15 protein-coding genes and 1 pseudogene are annotated in these 16,844 nt (G+C 64.1%); 10 read left to right on the plus strand and 6 right to left on the minus strand.

Annotation, left to right across the window (positions count from 1 at the left end; all coding sequences use genetic code 11):
- Positions 1–79 precede the first annotated feature (79 nt).
- The 6 genes and pseudogenes from idi to AC6JA3_RS19975 all read left to right on the plus strand — a co-directional run bounded on the left by idi (position 80) and on the right by AC6JA3_RS19975 (position 5,972).
- On the plus strand, positions 80–670 hold the full coding sequence (idi, locus tag AC6JA3_RS19950) for an isopentenyl-diphosphate Delta-isomerase (protein ID WP_497920536.1): 591 nt from the start codon (positions 80–82) through the stop codon (positions 668–670).
- The gene (locus tag AC6JA3_RS19955; protein WP_223944443.1) at positions 667–1,761 is read left to right on the plus strand and encodes a polyprenyl synthetase family protein; all 1,095 of its coding nucleotides are present in this window, start codon (positions 667–669) and stop codon (positions 1,759–1,761) included. Before idi ends, AC6JA3_RS19955 begins: the two co-directional genes overlap by 4 nt.
- Positions 1,758–2,681 carry a phytoene/squalene synthase family protein gene (locus AC6JA3_RS19960; protein ID WP_497920537.1) on the plus strand — a complete coding sequence of 308 codons (924 nt, stop codon included), beginning with the start codon at positions 1,758–1,760 and terminating at the stop codon, positions 2,679–2,681. Before AC6JA3_RS19955 ends, AC6JA3_RS19960 begins: the two co-directional genes overlap by 4 nt.
- Positions 2,678–4,342 carry a phytoene desaturase family protein gene (crtI, locus tag AC6JA3_RS19965; protein ID WP_091552629.1) on the plus strand — a complete coding sequence of 555 codons (1,665 nt, stop codon included), beginning with the start codon at positions 2,678–2,680 and terminating at the stop codon, positions 4,340–4,342. Before AC6JA3_RS19960 ends, crtI begins: the two co-directional genes overlap by 4 nt.
- Positions 4,342–4,662: pseudogene (locus AC6JA3_RS19970) on the plus strand (lycopene cyclase domain-containing protein); the annotation flags it as partial. The gene crtI and the pseudogene AC6JA3_RS19970, both read left to right, overlap by 1 nt.
- A gap of 98 nt (positions 4,663–4,760) precedes the next feature.
- The gene (locus AC6JA3_RS19975; RefSeq protein WP_497920538.1) at positions 4,761–5,972 is read left to right on the plus strand and encodes a prenyltransferase; all 1,212 of its coding nucleotides are present in this window, start codon (positions 4,761–4,763) and stop codon (positions 5,970–5,972) included.
- Here AC6JA3_RS19975 and AC6JA3_RS19980 read toward each other — a convergent pair.
- A complete protein-coding gene (locus AC6JA3_RS19980; protein ID WP_497920539.1) occupies positions 5,967–6,548 on the minus strand; it encodes a MarR family winged helix-turn-helix transcriptional regulator in 582 nt (193 codons plus the stop codon). The two genes, AC6JA3_RS19975 and AC6JA3_RS19980, sit on opposite strands and share 6 nt — an antisense overlap.
- Before the next feature lie 176 nt (positions 6,549–6,724).
- Here AC6JA3_RS19980 and AC6JA3_RS19985 point away from each other — a divergent pair, with 176 nt between their 5' ends.
- On the plus strand, positions 6,725–7,558 hold the full coding sequence (locus AC6JA3_RS19985; protein WP_497920540.1) for a TspO/MBR family protein: 834 nt from the start codon (positions 6,725–6,727) through the stop codon (positions 7,556–7,558).
- 270 nt (positions 7,559–7,828) lie between these two features.
- Positions 7,829–9,607: an HNH endonuclease gene (locus AC6JA3_RS19990; protein ID WP_497920541.1), complete on the plus strand. Its 1,779-nt coding sequence runs from the start codon at positions 7,829–7,831 to the stop codon at positions 9,605–9,607.
- A 6-nt stretch (positions 9,608–9,613) separates the two neighbouring features.
- Here the strand turns inward: AC6JA3_RS19990 and AC6JA3_RS19995 are convergent, their stop codons facing one another.
- The 4 genes from AC6JA3_RS19995 to AC6JA3_RS20010 form a co-directional block, all read right to left on the minus strand.
- Positions 9,614–9,949, minus strand: coding sequence for a hypothetical protein (locus AC6JA3_RS19995; protein ID WP_026547411.1), 336 nt, complete (start codon positions 9,947–9,949; stop codon positions 9,614–9,616).
- Between the two features lie 167 nt (positions 9,950–10,116).
- Positions 10,117–11,238, minus strand: coding sequence for a PheS-related mystery ligase SrmL (srmL, locus tag AC6JA3_RS20000; RefSeq protein ID WP_497920542.1), 1,122 nt, complete (start codon positions 11,236–11,238; stop codon positions 10,117–10,119).
- A 253-nt stretch (positions 11,239–11,491) separates the two neighbouring features.
- Positions 11,492–12,589, minus strand: a complete 1,098-nt coding sequence (locus AC6JA3_RS20005) for a LysM peptidoglycan-binding domain-containing protein (protein WP_497920543.1) — start codon at positions 12,587–12,589, stop codon at positions 11,492–11,494.
- 48 nt (positions 12,590–12,637) lie between these two features.
- Entirely contained in the window at positions 12,638–13,402 is a 765-nt protein-coding gene (locus AC6JA3_RS20010) for a class I SAM-dependent methyltransferase (RefSeq protein WP_497920544.1), read from the minus strand.
- A gap of 64 nt (positions 13,403–13,466) precedes the next feature.
- Between AC6JA3_RS20010 and AC6JA3_RS20015 the strand changes: the two genes are divergently transcribed.
- Positions 13,467–13,997 (plus strand): MarR family winged helix-turn-helix transcriptional regulator, encoded by a 531-nt coding sequence (locus AC6JA3_RS20015; RefSeq protein ID WP_081733579.1) that lies wholly within the window; start codon positions 13,467–13,469, stop codon positions 13,995–13,997.
- Here the strand turns inward: AC6JA3_RS20015 and AC6JA3_RS20020 are convergent.
- Positions 13,933–15,183, minus strand: coding sequence for a glycoside hydrolase family 26 protein (locus AC6JA3_RS20020; protein ID WP_432416462.1), 1,251 nt, complete (start codon positions 15,181–15,183; stop codon positions 13,933–13,935). The two genes, AC6JA3_RS20015 and AC6JA3_RS20020, sit on opposite strands and share 65 nt — an antisense overlap.
- A gap of 156 nt (positions 15,184–15,339) precedes the next feature.
- Between AC6JA3_RS20020 and AC6JA3_RS20025 the strand changes: the two genes are divergently transcribed.
- Positions 15,340–16,833 carry an MFS transporter gene (locus tag AC6JA3_RS20025; protein ID WP_026547406.1) on the plus strand — a complete coding sequence of 498 codons (1,494 nt, stop codon included), beginning with the start codon at positions 15,340–15,342 and terminating at the stop codon, positions 16,831–16,833.
- Positions 16,834–16,844 lie beyond the last annotated feature (11 nt).

The following is a 16,844-nucleotide window of genomic DNA, read 5'->3' on the forward strand; positions in this document are numbered from 1 at the left end:
TACATGGTAGCCTTTCTTCTAGCTTGTCTAGCAATATTCAAGTTTCTCTAAGGCACCGGGTGTAGGAGGTAGGCGCAGGATGAACGCGACAGAGATGGTGGTCCTCCTGGACGACGCCGGAACACCCATCGGGGGGGCAGCAAAAGCGGGGGTGCACACAACCGACACCCCTCTGCACCTGGCCTTCTCCTGCTACCTGATCAACGACGCCGGCGAGGTCCTCCTCACCCGCCGCTCACCGGAAAAGAAGACCTGGCCCGGAGTATGGACCAACAGCTTCTGCGGCCACCCGGCACCCGGCGAGGAGTTCGAGGACGCCGTAATCCGGCGGGCACAGTTCGAACTCGGGGTGGATGCCAACAGGATCGAACTGGTCCTCCCGGACTTCCGCTACAGGGCGGTGGACCCCACCGGCATCGTCGAGAACGAGGTCTGCCCGGTATTCGTCGCCCGGATCAGCGGGCCGCTGAGACCGAATCCGGCCGAGGTTGCGGACTGGGCCTGGATCTCCCCGGCGCTGCTTGAAGATGCCCTGGCCCACACCCCCTCCGCCTTCAGCCCCTGGCTCGGGCTGCAGTTCCCCCAGCTGCTTGATGTGCAGGCCTTGCCGGTCCAGGACGCAGCCCACCTCCACCACGGGTCCCACCTCCACCACGGAGCCCAGGCATGACCGTCACCTCCGGAGCCGTCCGCAGCCGCACAGACCTTTGCGGCGCCATCGAGGACGAGCTGACCGGATTGATCGGGAAGCGGACCAGCGCCGCCACCGCATACGGACCCAGTTTCGCCAGGCTGTGGGGACTGGCCGGTCAGAACGTGCTCGGCGGCAAATTCGTCCGGCCCCTGCTGCTCATGGAAACCTACGACGCCCTCCAGCATGGCAGCTCCACCAGGAACCAGGAATCCGGCCAACGCGAAACCGCCATCAGCATCGCAGCCGCCATCGAGCTCCTTCACTACGCCTTCCTCCTGCACGATGACGTGATCGACGGCGACCTCGTCCGCCGCGGGCATCCCAACCTGATCGGCTCACTCCTTGCAGAAGCCGGGGAACTCCCCCGCCCGGACGGCGGCCTCCATTGGGCCCAGACCGGTGGAATCCTGATGGGAGACATGCTGCTCGCCGCCACCCACCAGGCGTTCGCCCGCGCGGACCTCCCGCACGAATTACGTCTCCGCCTCCTGGATCTCCTGGAACACACCATCAACGAGACCGTGGCCGGCGAACAACTGGACGTTGGACTCGGGGACGGCGTCATCGCCCCGGACCTCGAAACGATCCTGGTGATGTGCGGGTACAAAACCGCCACCTATACCTTCGAGCTCCCGTTGCGTGCCGCCGCGGCGCTCGCCGGTGCGGACTTCGCCGTCGAAACTGCGCTCGCAACTGCCGGCAGGCACCTCGGCCTGGCATTCCAGCTGCAGGATGACCTCTTGTCCACTTTCGGGGATCCCCGCCGCCACGGCAAGGATCCCTTTTCCGACCTGCGCGAAGGCAAGGAAACGGCCATCATCGCCCATGCACGGACCACCAGCACCTGGCCGCACATCGCTCCCCTCTTCGGCAGGCCCGGGCTCAACGGCGAGGAAGGCGAGCACGTTCGCCGCCACCTCACCGACTGCGGAGCGGAGGCGTTTGTCCAGGGCCTCATCGAGGAACAGATGGAGGCCTTCACCCATCAGCTCACCAGCACCATCCCGCAGGGTGCACGCAACGTACTGCTTGATCTCGCCGGGCAGCTGGAAGGACGGCAATCATGAGCGTCGCCACCGATACCTCGTTCACCCATTTCACCCGGACAGCCGAGCGCGCAGCCAATCAGGTGATCGCCGCCTATTCAACGTCCTTCGGCCTGGCCTGCAGGCTGCTGGGCAGCCGGCACCGCCAGCACGTCCGCAACATCTACGCCCTGGTGCGGGTGGCGGATGAACTGGTGGACGGCGTCACTGCCGAAGCCGGCCTCAGTTATCAGGAACAGTGCGATGCCCTGGCGCACTTCATCGATGAGACGCACCGCGCGGTCAAGCTCGGCTACAGCAGCGATCTCATCATCCATGCTTTTGCCCAGACCGCCAGGACCGCGGGGATCGACGAGTCACTCATCGATCCCTTCTTCGCTTCAATGCGGATGGACCTCGGCGAGCGCACCTCGGCCACCGCTTCCGTTCAGGAGCAAGCGCAGCCGCTCCGTTTCGACGCGGACGCCCACGACGGCTACGTGCACGGTTCCGCCGAGGTGGTGGGGTTGATGTGCCTGCGCGTTTTCATGCGGGATGAAAACATCGACGACGGCGACGCCGCCGCGTTGCGCTACGGTGCCAGCAGGTTGGGCGCTGCTTTCCAAAACATCAACTTCCTCCGTGACCTGGCGGACGACACCTCCCGGCTGGGCCGCAACTACCTGGGTACTTCGGACTTCCTTGAGGAGCACGACAGGGTGGAGTGGGTCAGGACCGTACGGGCGCAGCTGGCTGATGCCAACGCTGTTATTCCGATGCTTCCCCGCGACGCCAGGGCCGCCGTCCGGAGCGCGTTGGCATTGTTCCAGGCCCTCACGGACAGGATTGACCAGACCACGGTGGACGAGCTGTACCGTTCCCGGGTCCGCGTGCCGGACGCCGTGAAGGCCGGGCTCGCCGCCCGCGCCGTAGCCTCGACATGGATGGAGCTGCACCGATGACCCGGACCGTAGTGATCGGCGGCGGCATTGCCGGCCTTGCCACCGCCGCCCTGCTTGCCCACGAAGGCCACGAAGTCCAGCTCCTGGAGCAGCGCGACACCGTGGGCGGCCGCGCTGGAAGCCTCGAACGGGACGGCTTCCGCTTCGATACCGGCCCGTCCTGGTACTTGATGCCGGGAGTCTTCGACCACTTCTTCAAGCTGCTCGGTACCAGCGCAGCCGAACAACTGGACCTGCAGACCCTTAGTCCCGCGTACCGCGTCTTCAGCGAGCCAAACCACGACGGCATCCGGCCGGATCCGCTGACAGTACCGCTGACAATCCCGTTGGGTAGCGAACAGGTTCTGAAAACCTTCGAGCAGGTGGAGCCGGGCAGCGCCAAAGAGCTCAGCTCCTACCTCGCTTCTGCGCGGCGCACCACGGAAATGGCTGAACGGTTCTTCCTGTACAACCCGTTCACCAGGCCGCAGGGACTGCTGCATCCGGAAGTGCTGCGCAGCCTGCCCAAGCTGGCGCAACTGCTCCTCACACCGCTGGATAAGTTCGTGTCCCAGCGGTTCCAGCACCCCGTGCTCCGCCAGGTGCTGGGCTACCCGGCCGTCTTCCTTGGCACCAATCCGGCTGCTGCTCCCGCCATGTACCACCTGATGAGCGCCCTGGACCTGGGCGACGGCGTGCAGTATCCGATGGGTGGCTTTTGGGAGCTCGTGAACAGGCTTGAAGCCTTGGCCGTGGACGCAGGCGTCAGGATCCACACCAGTTCAGAAGCCTTGAAGATCACCACACGGGAAGCTCCGCTGACAAGGAAGGTGGGCCGCTTTGACGGCGTGAAGCTCCCGCCTGCGCTTTCAGGCAAGGACCGCCGCGAAGTCACGGGGGTCAAGTGGCGGGATGGTTCCGGCGCCGAGCACTACAGCGTTGCGGACCTGGTGGTTTCCGGGGCCGACCTGCACTACACCGAAACCCAGCTGCTGGGCGTCAGGGACCGGAGCTACAACAACAAGTACTGGTCCAGCCGCACCAGCGGGCCCGGCGCCGTCCTGGTGATGCTGGGCGTGAAGGGCGCAGTGCCGGAACTTCCCCACCATTCCCTGTTCTTCACCAAAGACTGGGAAGCTAACTTCGAGGCCATCTTTGGTGCGGAAACAAGCATCCCGGACCCCGCATCCATTTATGTCTGCAAACCCAGCGAGACCGACCCCGGCGTAGCGCCACAGGGGCACGAGAACCTCTTCGTCCTGGTTCCTGTCCCCGCAGATCCCCAGCTGGGAGCAGGTGGTCCCGACGGCAACGGAGACGCCCTCATAGAACGGACAGCGGACGCAGCGATCGATCAAATTGCCCAATGGGCCAACATCCCGGACCTCCGCAGCAGGATCGTGGTCCGGCACACCATTGGCCCGGCCGATTTCGCCCGGCAATACAACTCGTGGCGCGGCGGCATGCTGGGCCCGGCGCATACCCTGCGCCAAAGCGCCATGTTCAGGGCCCAGAACGCCTCCAAGCGTGTGCAAGGCCTGTACTACGCCGGCGCCACCACCGCGCCGGGCGTGGGAGTGCCCATGTGCCTGATCAGCGCAGAACTGGTCCTCAAGCGAATCCGCGGCGACCACAGTGCCGGACCTACCACTGTGAAGCCTGTAGCCAGCAGGATTGGCTGATGGGTGTTCTTTATCTTCTCTCGCTGCTGGCAGGCATCACCTGCATGCTCCTGCTCGACCACCGCTTCCGCCTGTTCTTCTGGCGCGATGCCACAGCGGCGGCGATCGTCACCGCCGTCGGCGTCTTGTTCCTGCTCGCTTGGGACCTCGCCGGAATCGGCCTGGGAATCTTCCTGCGAGGCCAAGGCACCATCGCCACGGGCTTGTTGATCGCCCCGGAACTGCCCATTGAAGAACCGGTGTTCCTGCTGTTCCTGGTGCTGTGCACCATGGTCCTCTACACGGGAGCCCGGCGGTTGATTGACAGGCGGGTTGCGCGGCATGGCGGGCCTGAGGGGACGACGGGCGGGATCGACACCACCCCCGCTGCCCCCGCAGGCACGACAGGCACCCCCGCCACGAAAGCGCGGGAGAACGTATGACGTACCTGTGGCTTGTGCTCGCCTTCATCGCCGCAGCAGCAGTTGCCGGCCTGGTCTTCGCACGCCGTGGCGCCCGCCCCGGGGAAACGGGCAAGCACTGGAAAGCCGTAGGACTCGCGTTCGCGGCGTTGGCCGTCCTGACCGCCGTGTTCGACTCGGTCATGATCGGCATGGAACTCTTCCACTACGACCCATCCCACATTCTCGGCATCAAAGCAGGGCTCGCTCCGATCGAGGACTTTGCTTACCCTCTGGCCGGCGTCGTGGCGCTTCCAGGGTTGTGGATGTGGCTGACACGCAAGCGGGAGCAACCCAGCGAAGGCCATGCCGAATCGAGTCTCAAAGGTCTCGTCCCCCAGGCGCTCCTCGCGTCCCGGCCCGTCAGCTGGATCAACACCGCCTACCCGTTCGCGGCGGCGATGCTGCTCACTACCCGCGAGATCGACTGGGTACTGATCGTGGGCACCTTCTACTTCCTCATTCCGTACAACCTGGCCATGTATGGGATCAACGACGTTTTCGACTACGAGTCGGACCTGAAAAACCCGCGCAAGGGCGGCATGGAAGGTGCCCTCCTCCAGCCCCGCCTGCACCGGCCCATGCTGTGGCTCGCGGCGATCACCAACGTGCCGTTCCTGCTGGTATTGGCGTTCGCGGGGGGACCTGCCGCGTGGATCAGCCTGGCAGTAAGCGCATTCGCCGTCGTGGCATACTCGGTGGCCGGACTCCGCTTCAAGGAACGCCCGGTCTTGGACTCGCTGACGTCCAGTACCCACTTTGTGAGTCCCGCCGTCGTCGGTTTGGCCATAGCGGGGGCCGATGTGACGCCGGGCCTGGTCATCGTGCTCGCGGCCTTCTTCCTGTGGGGCATGGCCGCGCACGCTTTTGGCGCCGTCCAGGACATCGAACCCGACCGTCAGGCCGGCATCGGCTCCATAGCAACAGTCTTCGGCGCCCGCCGGACGGTGAGGGTCGCCGTCGGGCTGTGGCTTGTTGCGGGGCTGGCCATGCTGGCCACGCCCTGGCCCGGGCCGCTCGCGGCGATTATCGCCATACCGTACATCGTCAATTGCGCGCCCTATTGGAACGTCACGGATACGACGGCGGCACGCACCAATGTGGCGTGGCGGCGGTTCATCTGGCTCAACTACGGGTCAGGGTTCCTGGTGACTCTCGTCTTCATTCTGCAGTGGAGCCTCACCTCATGATTCGGCGGGTTCTGCGGTTCCGGTCTTCACGGGGTGTCCGGTCTGTACGGGGTCGCCGGTCTGTGCAGAGTCTCCAGGCTCTTCATCGATGGTGTCCAATGCCTCGCGCATGTGCTGCAGGAAGTTCACCACGATCCGCGACTCGTCCGGGCTCAAGGCGGACGCCGCATCCAGCATCCGGCGGTGCATTCCGCCCAGGGTGTGCCGTACTTCCTGGTCCGAACCGGGCGTCGCCTTCAGCACCAAGGCACGACGGTCAGTGGGGTGGGGTTCGCGCCGGATATGGCCCGACTCCACCAAACGGTCGATCAGGGTGGTCATGGACGCCGACGTTATACCAAGCTTGTCGCCCAAATCCTTCGGCTTCATCACCGCCCCCGAGGCCTCGGCTTCGAACAGGTAACGCAAGGCCAGCAGGTCCTTCTCACCCATCCCCATGGACGAGCGGGTCCTGCGGCGCATCGCCTGTTCGGAGGCCCGGTAATCACGCAAGGCATTCAGCACGTCGATGGCTATGGCCTTCTGACCTGGGTCTTTGCCGTACCAGTAGCCCTTTGCGTGGCCTTCCGAGTCCATCCGATGTTCCTTTGGTAAGCGTAAAGCTTGTTTCACTAGCAATTTGATAGTAAGTCACGCGGGACCTGAATGCATGACAGTGCTCAGCGGCCCACGTGAACAGCGCGTCCCAGGCACGACCCACGCACGACCCACCCACGACCCCCGCACGACCCACAAGGAAAGAGGCACTGCACATGGCAACAGAACGTTCGGACCTCGCCCGGCAGATCACTGTCACCGCCAGCTTGGTGGTCTGCATCGTTGGCTCGATGATCGGCGTCGGAGTTTTCGGCGGAACCCCCATCGCGCAGGCAGCAGGCGGCGCGCTGGCCGCCGATTCCACCCTCCTGGCGCCCGCGACCCCTGCCTTCTCCATCTGGTCGGTGGTGTACACCGGGTTGCTGGCCTATACGGTGTGGCAGTGGTTGCCGTCGCAGCGGACCAATCCCCGGCAACGGTCCCTGGGTTGGATCGTGGCCGTGTCCATGATCCTGAATGCGGCCTGGATCCTGTCCGTTCAAGCCGGTTGGCTCCTGGTCAGCGTCGTCGTCATTCTGGCGTTGCTTGTGACGCTGGTTCTGTCATTCCTCCGCTACAGCCAGAGCCGTGCCGCCTCGTGGATTGAGGCAGTGGTGGTCGATGGAACGTTGGGCTTGTACCTCGGGTGGACCAGCGTGGCCGTATGCGCCAACATCGCAGCTGCGTTGAAGGCCTCCGGATTTGGAGGGTTCGGTTTGCGGCCCGAGTTCTGGTCAGTAGCGGTGTTGGTTGTAGTGGCCGCCGTGGGAGTCGCGTTGGCCATCAAAGGCCACGGGCGCCTGGCCTTGGCCGCCGCCATTGCCTGGGGCCTTGCCTGGATCACCGTCGGCCGCAGCGCTGACGCACCCGAGTCGTTCCCCACCGCGATTGCTGCGGCCGTCGCTGCTGCACTGGTCCTCGGGGCCGCGATCACCGTGCGTACCCGGGTGGTTCTGGCGGGGGCTGGGACGCGGGCTGGGGCCGGGACTCCGACGTCCGGCCTTAGGTAGCCCAGCTGTCGGAAGCAGAGCCCTCGGAAGCTGAGTCCGGAGGCTTGGCCCTGCTGACCCGGGCCCGGCGGGGGCCTGGACGGTGGTCATCCAGCCTTCCGACGCAAAGACCGGCGGGCTTGGCCCTGCGGTTCTGTTTGCGGGCCTGTGCAACCGGACAAGCACACAGCGGCTGCTGAAGCACGGCCTGTGTCGCTTCAACACCCGATGTTTTCCACATAGATGAATTCACACCTGATGGGCGCTTCCCGTGGCTGGAAGAGTTGGCACATGGAGCGGATTCGGCACGGGCAAGCGGGCGGCAACGAGCTGCCCCTGCCTGTCGAAGCCTCGACGCTTTATGAGCCGGCTCAGCCCGGTGTTGCGTTGAGTGCCCTGGCCGCCGCACTTGCTTCGGTGCCCGCGAGTTCCAACAGCCAAGAGCTCGTCAACGAGATTCGCGTCCTCGAAGACCTGAAATCCGCCATCACCGCCCGGCAGGCCAGGGCAGCTGTCGCGTTGGATCTTGCTCAGCGCAGGGAACAGGCCGAGGCCGGCGTCCCCACAGCGGAGCAGGGCCGGGGAGTCGCTGCGCAGGTAGCCCTGGCCCGGCGTGAATCGCCCAACCGTGGGTCCCGCCTGCTCGGACTTGCCAAGGCTCTTGTCACTGAAATGCCACGAACCATGGCAGCGCTTGAAACCGGTCAGCTCAATGAATGGCGTGCCACCCTGTTGGTCAAGGAGACTGCGTGCCTCAGCGTTGAAGACCGTTTCGCGGTGGATGAAGAACTTGCACCAGACACGGGAACATTCAACGGATCCGGTGACCGGAACATCGTCGCTGCGGCGAAAGCTGCCGCTTACAGGCGTGATCCGCGCTCGGTCACCCAGAGGGCCAGCCACGCCGCTGCAGAACGGAGGGTCAGTCTCCGCCCGGCTCCGGACACCATGACCATCCTGACCGCCTTGCTGCCGGTGGCTCAAGGTGTCGCGGCCTATGCTGCCCTTACCCGGCAGGCAGATTCGGCCCGTTCGACAGGCGACGGCCGAAACCGTGGACAGATTATGGCCGATACCCTCGTCGAGCGCGTCACCGGAACGCCAGGCGGGATCTCAGGGATCGACCTCCAGCTCGTCATGACAGACCGCACCCTCTTCCAAGGTGACAGCGAACCGGCCCGCATCCAAGGGTACGGAATCGTCCCCGCTGAATGGGCAAGAGCCCTGCTGACCGACGGCTCCGGCGGGCATGGAGCACCACCCGCATCAAAGAGGCAGGACACATCCGAAAAGCTGGTCTGGTCGGGCGCAGACTCCGCACGCACGCCGCTCACCACACCCCACGAACAGCCCGAACCCACGCGGCTATCCACATCCCGCGACCAACCCACCCCGCACACCACACCCCACGAACAACCCCAACCCACGTCCCGCAAGAGGGCTGGGTCCACGTCACTGGCCGGGACCCCGCCCGTGCCCTCGAATGCGGCGGTTGCCGGGTCCGCCAGCCAAAGCCATCTGGATACGGATGCGCTGGAGCAAGAAGAGTTCCGGGTCTTGATCCGTCGCCTTTACACCGCGCCGGGAAGTGGCGAACTCCTGACCATGGATTCCAAAGCGAGGATCTTCCCACATCGGTTACGTCGCTTCATCGAGACCCGCGACCACACCTGCCGGACCCCTTATTGCGATGCCCCCATCAGGCATCTGGATCACGTGGTTCCCTGGCACGACGGCGGGACCACCACCATGAACAACGGTGCAGGGCTGTGCGAGGCGTGCAATCACAACAAGGAAAACCCCGGATGGAGTTCGAGTACTTCCAACGGCCAAACGCACACCTTGGAGGTCCGAACTCCTACCGGACACATCTATCAGTCAAAAGCGCCACCGTTGCCGGGGCACGAAAACACCCTGGCACCGGCAGGGCACGGCAGCCTCCCACTGGCAGGGCACGAACACACCCTGCCACCTGCAGGGCACGGCAGCCTATCTCCGGTCGAACATCCCCAGCCAGCACGCGTGCGCCATGCCTGGGAGAACTGCCCAACTGACTCCGCAGGATCTTGAACAGCTTTAAGCCGGGCAAGCACTCTTCAGTGCCTGGACGGACTCGGCCGGAACCTGGTCTCCGGCGTCGGCGATCTGGCGAAGGGGCGTGGTGATGTCCGACGGCACGCCTGCGGCATCGGCAGCTGTTACCAGGCCCGCCAGCACCTGCTTATCCTCGACACCCACCAATCCGTCCTGGACCACGGCGCAGATCTGCTTGGTTACTTCATCGGCAGCTGCGGTAGCGACCTTGGATGCGGCGTCACTGGCCGCGCTGGTGGCTGCTTCCTCCACGGCTCCGCAGCCCGCGAGCAGCAACACGACGGGGACGGCGGACAGGGCTGCAAGGCGACGGGTCATGACTTCAGACTAGCAATCCCACACGCAGGGCCTTTTCGCCAGCGTCGGCTCATCTATGGTCCTCTGTGCCGGCAGCCAAAGCAGACCACCGGCACAGCGCAGCAAACCTCGCCTGTCACGCGGCTTGTCTGGCCTGCAGCACAATCCTCCTGCCCGGCAGCCCAGCCCTATCGGCCCGAAATGAGTTCCTTGACGGGGCCTTCGTGCAGGGCCAGGTAGACATCGTCCCGGACCCGATTCGCTTCTGGATCGGTCATTGTCCTGGCAAGGGGACGCATCACCATCCGAATCAGGGCGTTGGACTGCCCGTCGCGGATACGGAGCCGATTCCTCGCGGCCGCGGGAAGCTCCTGGCTTGGCGTGAGTGCCATCAGTTCCACGCTTTCCAGGTCCTCAGCCCTCTCCCCCAGAGCCGAACGAACCCGGTCTCCGAGCACCTCATCGTCCACACCGCTGTCAACAACAATGGAAAGGTCTCTTCGGATCGAAGGCTTCCTGGAGGACGGTTTCCATGGTGACAGGTCCAGCATTTGCTGTTGGATCCCGGGGTCCGATGACCTGAGCAGCCTGATATCGGGAATGCCTTTGCGGAGCATGAGGGCACGGTCCAATCCCATTCCCAGGGCCAGGCCCGACCACTTTCCCGGATCCAGACCCGCATCCAGGAAGAGCTTCGGGGCCATGAGCCCGCACTCCGCCAGTTCCAGCCACTCGCCGTCGCAGCGGACGTCAATCTGCAAGCCCCCGTACGTGTAAGGGTGCGGAGACGGGACTGCCCTCCATTGAGCGTCCGGGAGTACCGCTGTCACCAAGGAATCGATCATTTCCTGGAGATGCTTGGAGCCCAGGGCAGTGGTGGAACCAACGCGCCACAAGTCCACCTGATGGGGCGTGCCGACGTGGGTGCGGTCTATGGAGTCACGCCGATAGACGAGGCCGGGGATCACCCAGAGCTCGTCCAGGGGCTGGGACGGATCAAGCCCCCGCAGGAGCGCAGGAATGGAAGCCGACGTATGGCTCCGCAACATGACCGTAGGGCTGACGTAGCGGGAATACCGTTGGTCGCGAGTGACGTCCGCCGGGCTGAAACCCAGTCGATCGTAGTTGTCAGCAACACTGACCAATGGACTGTGTCGAACTGTTTGCTGGGGCACGTTCCACTGCTCGCGTAGACCGTGCACCACGTCGCTGAGGAGCGATTGCATTGCATGGTGGCCCTGGTCGGGATTCGAAAGGTCCCGGACGTTCAAGGCTGCGTGAAGCTGTGCAGGGGTGAGATAGGTAGGCATTGCTGGTCCTTGGATTGAGATGGGTGAGGGGCTTCCTCCCCCGACCCGCTCCGCCGCCAGGACCTAGGCGCGCGCCATCCAGCCCTCGCGACCGGAGACCGGTCGGGGGCAAGTAAATCGGCGCGTCGAAGGCATGCGCCGACTCTACCCCTGTCAGGGGAACTGGCACAGCCCCGGAGCGTTTCCTTAACCCGCGGCCTACCCACCCGCGGCCTACCCACCCGCAGGCTACCGACCCGCAGGCTACCGCGGGCTACCTGTTGATGGGTTTGTTGAGAGCCAGGCTGACGGTTTGTCCGGGCGCGAGCACCCCGTTCGGCCGGTCGACAACCTCGTACCAGGAGCCAGCGGTGCCCGACAGGGGCCTGTTCGCTGAACTGAGGTCAACTACGCTGAACCGGAAGGCGACTTGCCGCTCCGTGTCTCCAACCGCCGTCGTGTACGTCAAAGGGATTCCATCAGCGTCTGCGGTGAAGGTGCCCCGGGCGCCCTCGATGGCAAGATCTCCGGGAATCAACCTCATTTTCGTGCCGGCAGGGATGGGCATGCCGGCTGAGAGGGAAGGGTTGTACATCAGCAATTGTTCGGTGGTGGACCTGAACTGGTAGCCGAGGCTGTCAAAGGAATCGCCGTCCACTGTGGTGTAGAAAATGGGCTGACCGAAGGAATTGTGGATGGTGTCGCCGGCACCTGAACGGCTGTCCACGGGCTTCTTTTGCAGCTGGATGGTGTGTCCTGAACGGATGAAGTACGTGTTGCCTTGCTCGTACACGTAAGGGACCTTGTTGGCTTCGGCCAACTGCTTGCCGCTGATTCCGAAACGGTAGGAGATCCCGTCCAGGGTGTCGCCCGCCGCGATGACGTAGCTCGTAGGGATGCCGGATGCATCCTCGGTGGCTTCTCCCGTGGCACCAGTGATTGGCCCGGGTCCCGGGATGAGGCGGAGCTTGGTTCCGGATCCGAGTGGCGTGTCAGCTACGACTCCGTTGAAGCCGGCAAGCTTCGCGGAGGAGAGCCCAAAGGAGGCCGCGACGTTGGTGAGGGTGTCGCCGTCGACCGTCGTGTAAAAGAGCGCGTTGCCGAAGGAATCGGCAACGGTATCGCCCAGCGCAGGTAGGGCGTCGTCGGCAGCGGACGCTGTGGGGGCGTGCGCCGCGGCAGTGGGTGCGTCGGCGGCGGAGTCTGTGGGGGAAGCCTCCGTGGGCATCGGCGGATTCAGGTCAGTGGGTGCATCCTGCGAGGTGCACGCAACCAACCCGGTGGAAAGAACCACCGCGACCAAGGCAGCCTTGAATCTGAATTTCACTATTCCCCCAATACGGCGTGCCGCGGCGTCATGCCCGGCAACCATTCGAGCATACTGCCGCGCTGGTCATCCGCCGCCCTGGTCATCCGCCGCTCAGGTCATCCGCTGGTCAGGCAGCCGATACACGGACACGTGGCTGCGGGACTCTGCAGTGAACTCGCTGCGGTCCCAATCGGCCCAGCGGGATTCGAGCTCAAATCCGGCTATCCGCGCCATGAGGTCGAGTTCGGCCGGCCAGATGTAACGGTGTGGAGTCCGCCCGATCTGTGCTTCGCGCCCGTCCGAAAGTTCGGGGCCGAACTGCACGTGGTGTGAGATGACGTGCTGCCGAAGAACGTCATAGGTGTCCACAAGGAGGTACCCGGGCCGGCTCACTTCCACTGTCCCGCCGTGCCCGGGCGGCAGTGAACGCAACTGCGGTACCCAGAGCTCGACGACGAACCGGCCGCCGGGTGCCAAGTGGCGGGCGGCGTTGTGGAAACACCGGACTTGTTCCTCCTGTGTCAGGAGATTGGCGATGGTGTTGAAAACCAGGAATGCCAACGTGTAATCGGCACCTATCGAAGCCTCGGCCATATCGCCCTGGACCACCGGGATGCGTTCCTCCCCCACTTTCTCGCGCAGGCTCGCGATCATCGCGTGGGATAACTCAATACCGCTGACCGGCACCCCCGCTTCCTGCAGCGGTATTGCAACCCGTCCGGTACCAATGGCAAATTCGACGGCGGGACCGCCCGCCGCAAGTTCCGACAAGACCTCTACAGTGGGACCAAGCACCCCAGGGGAGAACATTCCCTCGTCGGGAGTGTCGTACTGCTTTGCGGCATGGTGGTCCCAGAGTTGTTGCTGGTTGATCATGCTGCGAGTATCGCAGGCGACGGCGGGCAGATTGAAGGGGTCCACCCCCACCTATGCTTGTGGAATGGGAAAAGAGACCGTGGACCATAAGGCCTTGGCCGCCTGCATGATCGACATCTCGTCCGACATCCGGCGCAAGTCGCTCAACGAGACCGGCCTGCCTCCCATTTCGAACGGCATGCTCGAGATACTGCGGGTTGTTGAATCGCATCCGGGCATCACCGTTGCCGAGGTAGCGGCCCGGCTCGGCAGGCAGCTGAGCAACGTGAGCTCGCAACTGCGCGAGCTTGTGGCGGTCGGGATGGTCACCCGGGTCAAGGATGCCACGGACAAGCGTTACGTCTCCCTCCACCCAACAGACGAGTCCCGGCGGATCAAATCGCTCCTGGAGGGTTCTTGGGCGGACGCCCTCAACGCCGCGAGCGCCCGCCTGCTTCCGGAAGAACGGGAGCAGATCGCGGCGAGCCTCCCGGCGTTGGAGCGGCTGGCGTCGTTCCTGGCCGAGCCTGAACAGACGCCTGCGCCAGTTGTCACTGCCGGGGTTGGCACGCCTCCCCGGGACCGAAGCGGAACCAGTCCGGGAGCGCTGCGGTAAAGGAATCACGAATCCCGGGCGCGTTGGTTACGGTCCAATCCACCCGGCCCTTTACTTCCACTTCCTCCTTGTCCCACTCGAACCAGTTGATCATCTTGAGTTGCGGGAATTGCTGATGCGTCCCGGGGCTGAAGAGCTGGCTCCACCACGCTTCCTTGATGGCGGCTTCGGACTCGCCACCGGCTGATGGTGCGAAGAGGGCGGCCGTCTCAGGGATAGCCACGGGTTTGCCACGTTGGGTGCCGTATACGCCGTAGAAATCCGGGAGCAGGCTGTCATCACCATTGGCACCGCGGTAGTTTCCGGTGAGTTGGTCGGCAAACTTGCGGGGTTCGGGGAGTTCATTTTCACCCCATGGATATGTGTTGCCCCAGTGGTACAGCGACATGCCGACCCAGTCCACAGCGTCATCGCCCGGGTAGTAGGGCGCGTAGGAGTCATCGTCCATGGTCAGTGCGGAGTCGCCGTTGGTGTCCAGGGCGGCAAATTCCGGCGTGCCTGGTTTGGCTTCGAACTGCCCTCCGGCGAAGGGGTAGCCGCCGCCGTAGTTGGGCGCCCACATCATTGCCGACCCCGGCGCGGTGGAGTGCACGGCGTTGGCAAGCGTCTGGAAAGCTTCCTTATACGCTTGGGGCTGCTGGGACCAGGCGTACCAGGAACCGTTCATCTCGTGGGCGAACCGCACGATGACGGGGACACCGTCGTCGTTGAATTCGGCGAGGTCCTTCGCCAAGGCTGCGGCGGTTTCCTCAGTGATGGTGGCAAGTCCATTGTGCGGTTCCAGCGTCAAAAGCATCATCTGGCCGTCGGCCCGAATCTGTTCTACTGCCCGCCGGAGATCATCCTCGTCCTTGGTAGTCAGCGGAAAGCCGGTGAACGAGACGCTGACTGCCGGTTTTTGGCCCAGGTCCTTGGCGAAATCGGCCAGCGATTTGTTATGCCAGTCCAGGTTTACGCCGAACAGTGCGCCGGACTCCGGAGCGAGGGCAGCACGGGGAAGGACTTCGCAGGCTTTCAACCCGGATGCGGTTTGGGCTTGCTTTTCCGTCAGGCCATTTGCGAAGTTCACTGCCGCAATTCCAAGGACTGCCAGACCAATCACAGCAGGCAAGGCAAAGGCCCGCCACAGTTCGGCGCGGTTAGCCTTCCGGGCATCCCGACCCGCTTCCGGTTGTTCCCCCACGATAAATCCCAACCCTTTCCCGCCTGCGGTTTTCCCCATCCTAGTAAGGTGCCTGCCTTTGATGGAACTGGGACGCATCTCACTGTCTGATCGCTTACGCCTGCATCTCAAGGTATTTATACTTTTATAAGTATTACTACTTTCAAGAATGGGTGACGCGTGGCATCACAAGTACTGGGGACATCGGGCACTCAAGCCCCAACAAGCAACGGGACCCAGCCGGGCGGGAAAAACAGCAAAAGCATCGGCTGGCGGGCCCTCCCCTTCCTGGCCCTCGCCCAGTTCATGGTGGTCCTGGACGGCACCATCGTGAACCTGGCGCTCCCCCGGCTCCAGCTGGAAATGGGCATCAGCGACTCCACCCGCTCATGGGTGGTCACGGCCTACGCCCTGGTTTTCGGCGCCTTCCTGCTGCTGGGCGGGCGGATCTCCGACTTCTGGGGACGGAAGCGGACCTTCATCACCGCCTCAGCAGGCTTCGCAGTGGCATCGCTCATCGGAGGTCTGGCCCAGCAGCCCTGGGAACTGATCGGTGCCCGCGCCCTGCAAGGCATCTTTGCAGCGCTCCTCGCCCCGGCCGCCCTGGCGCTCCTGACGGTGGCCTTTCCCGGCGGCAAGGACCGCGGTACCGCCTTCGCCATCTTTGGATCCATCAGTGGCGTCGGCGCAGCGGTGGGTGTCCTGCTGGGCGGCTTCCTGACCGAGTTCGTCTCATGGCGGTGGTGCTTCTTCGTCAATGTCCCCATCGCGATCATCGCGCTGATCGGCGTGTGGACTTTGGTGGGTGAAAGCAAAGCCGGAGGTTCCACCAAATACGACTGGCCCGGCGTCGTTCTTGCCGCTTTGGGCCTGGGCTCCCTGGTCTACGGCTTCGCCAACGCCGAGCACGGTTGGGGTGCAGTGGAATCCTGGGGCTTCATCGCGGCAGGTGTGCTGTTGCTGGTCCTGTTCGTCGCCGTCGAGCGCAAGGTCAAGAACCCCCTGCTGCCGCTGCACGTGGCCACCGAACGCAACCGCGCCGCTGCCTTCCTGGCCTCTTTCCTCGCCGGTGCAGTACTGATCGGCGGCATCCTCTTTATCAACTTCTATCTCCAAATTGTCCTGGGCTTCGCGCCGTTCGCGGCCGGAATCGCGTCGTTGCCCATGACAGTGGTGCTGATCATCACGGCGGGCATCGTTGCGAAAAACCTGCCAAAGCTGGGCGCCAAAATCCCGAGCGCACTTGGTCCGGTCTTCATGGCCGCAGCCATGCTGTGGCTCACCCAGGTCACGCCGGATGGGACGTATGCGGTAAACATGCTGCCTGCGTTGATCCTGATGGGCATCGGGCTGGGCCTGGTTTTTGTCCCCATGCAGAACCTCGCCCTCTTCGGCGTCGATAAGGACGACGCCGGAGTGGCCAGCGCCCTGGTCAACGCGTCACAGCAGATTGGCGGCTCGCTGGGCATCGCACTCTTCAGCGCCATCGCAGCCGCAGCCACCGTGGCCGCCGGCGGTGAGCCCCTGGCAGCGCTGACCGCGGGCTACTCGATGGTGTTCCTTTGGGCGGCCGGCGTAGCGGTTTTGATCGTACCGATCGCATTCCTCCTGATCAGGATCGCTCGTAAAACCTTCAGCGGAACAGGCGATACCCCGCACGTCCACTTGGGCTAGCTGCACGGCGC

It is taken from the genome of Arthrobacter sp. TmtSoilC79, assembly GCF_059739405.1.

What these genes read in the sequence shown, in the direction of transcription:
- idi (WP_497920536.1), top strand. Translation starts at nt 80, where the DNA reads ATGAACGCGACAGAGATGGTGGTCCTCCTGGACGACGCCGGAACACCC.
- AC6JA3_RS19955 (WP_223944443.1), top strand. Translation starts at nt 667, where the DNA reads ATGACCGTCACCTCCGGAGCCGTCCGCAGCCGCACAGACCTTTGCGGC.
- AC6JA3_RS19960 (WP_497920537.1), top strand. Translation starts at nt 1,758, where the DNA reads ATGAGCGTCGCCACCGATACCTCGTTCACCCATTTCACCCGGACAGCC.
- crtI (WP_091552629.1), top strand. Translation starts at nt 2,678, where the DNA reads ATGACCCGGACCGTAGTGATCGGCGGCGGCATTGCCGGCCTTGCCACC.
- AC6JA3_RS19975 (WP_497920538.1), top strand. Translation starts at nt 4,761, where the DNA reads ATGACGTACCTGTGGCTTGTGCTCGCCTTCATCGCCGCAGCAGCAGTT.
- AC6JA3_RS19980 (WP_497920539.1), bottom strand. Translation starts at nt 6,548, where the DNA reads ATGGACTCGGAAGGCCACGCAAAGGGCTACTGGTACGGCAAAGACCCA.
- AC6JA3_RS19985 (WP_497920540.1), top strand. Translation starts at nt 6,725, where the DNA reads ATGGCAACAGAACGTTCGGACCTCGCCCGGCAGATCACTGTCACCGCC.
- AC6JA3_RS19990 (WP_497920541.1), top strand. Translation starts at nt 7,829, where the DNA reads ATGGAGCGGATTCGGCACGGGCAAGCGGGCGGCAACGAGCTGCCCCTG.
- AC6JA3_RS19995 (WP_026547411.1), bottom strand. Translation starts at nt 9,949, where the DNA reads ATGACCCGTCGCCTTGCAGCCCTGTCCGCCGTCCCCGTCGTGTTGCTG.
- srmL (WP_497920542.1), bottom strand. Translation starts at nt 11,238, where the DNA reads ATGCCTACCTATCTCACCCCTGCACAGCTTCACGCAGCCTTGAACGTC.
- AC6JA3_RS20005 (WP_497920543.1), bottom strand. Translation starts at nt 12,589, where the DNA reads ATGGTTGCCGGGCATGACGCCGCGGCACGCCGTATTGGGGGAATAGTG.
- AC6JA3_RS20010 (WP_497920544.1), bottom strand. Translation starts at nt 13,402, where the DNA reads ATGATCAACCAGCAACAACTCTGGGACCACCATGCCGCAAAGCAGTAC.
- AC6JA3_RS20015 (WP_081733579.1), top strand. Translation starts at nt 13,467, where the DNA reads ATGGGAAAAGAGACCGTGGACCATAAGGCCTTGGCCGCCTGCATGATC.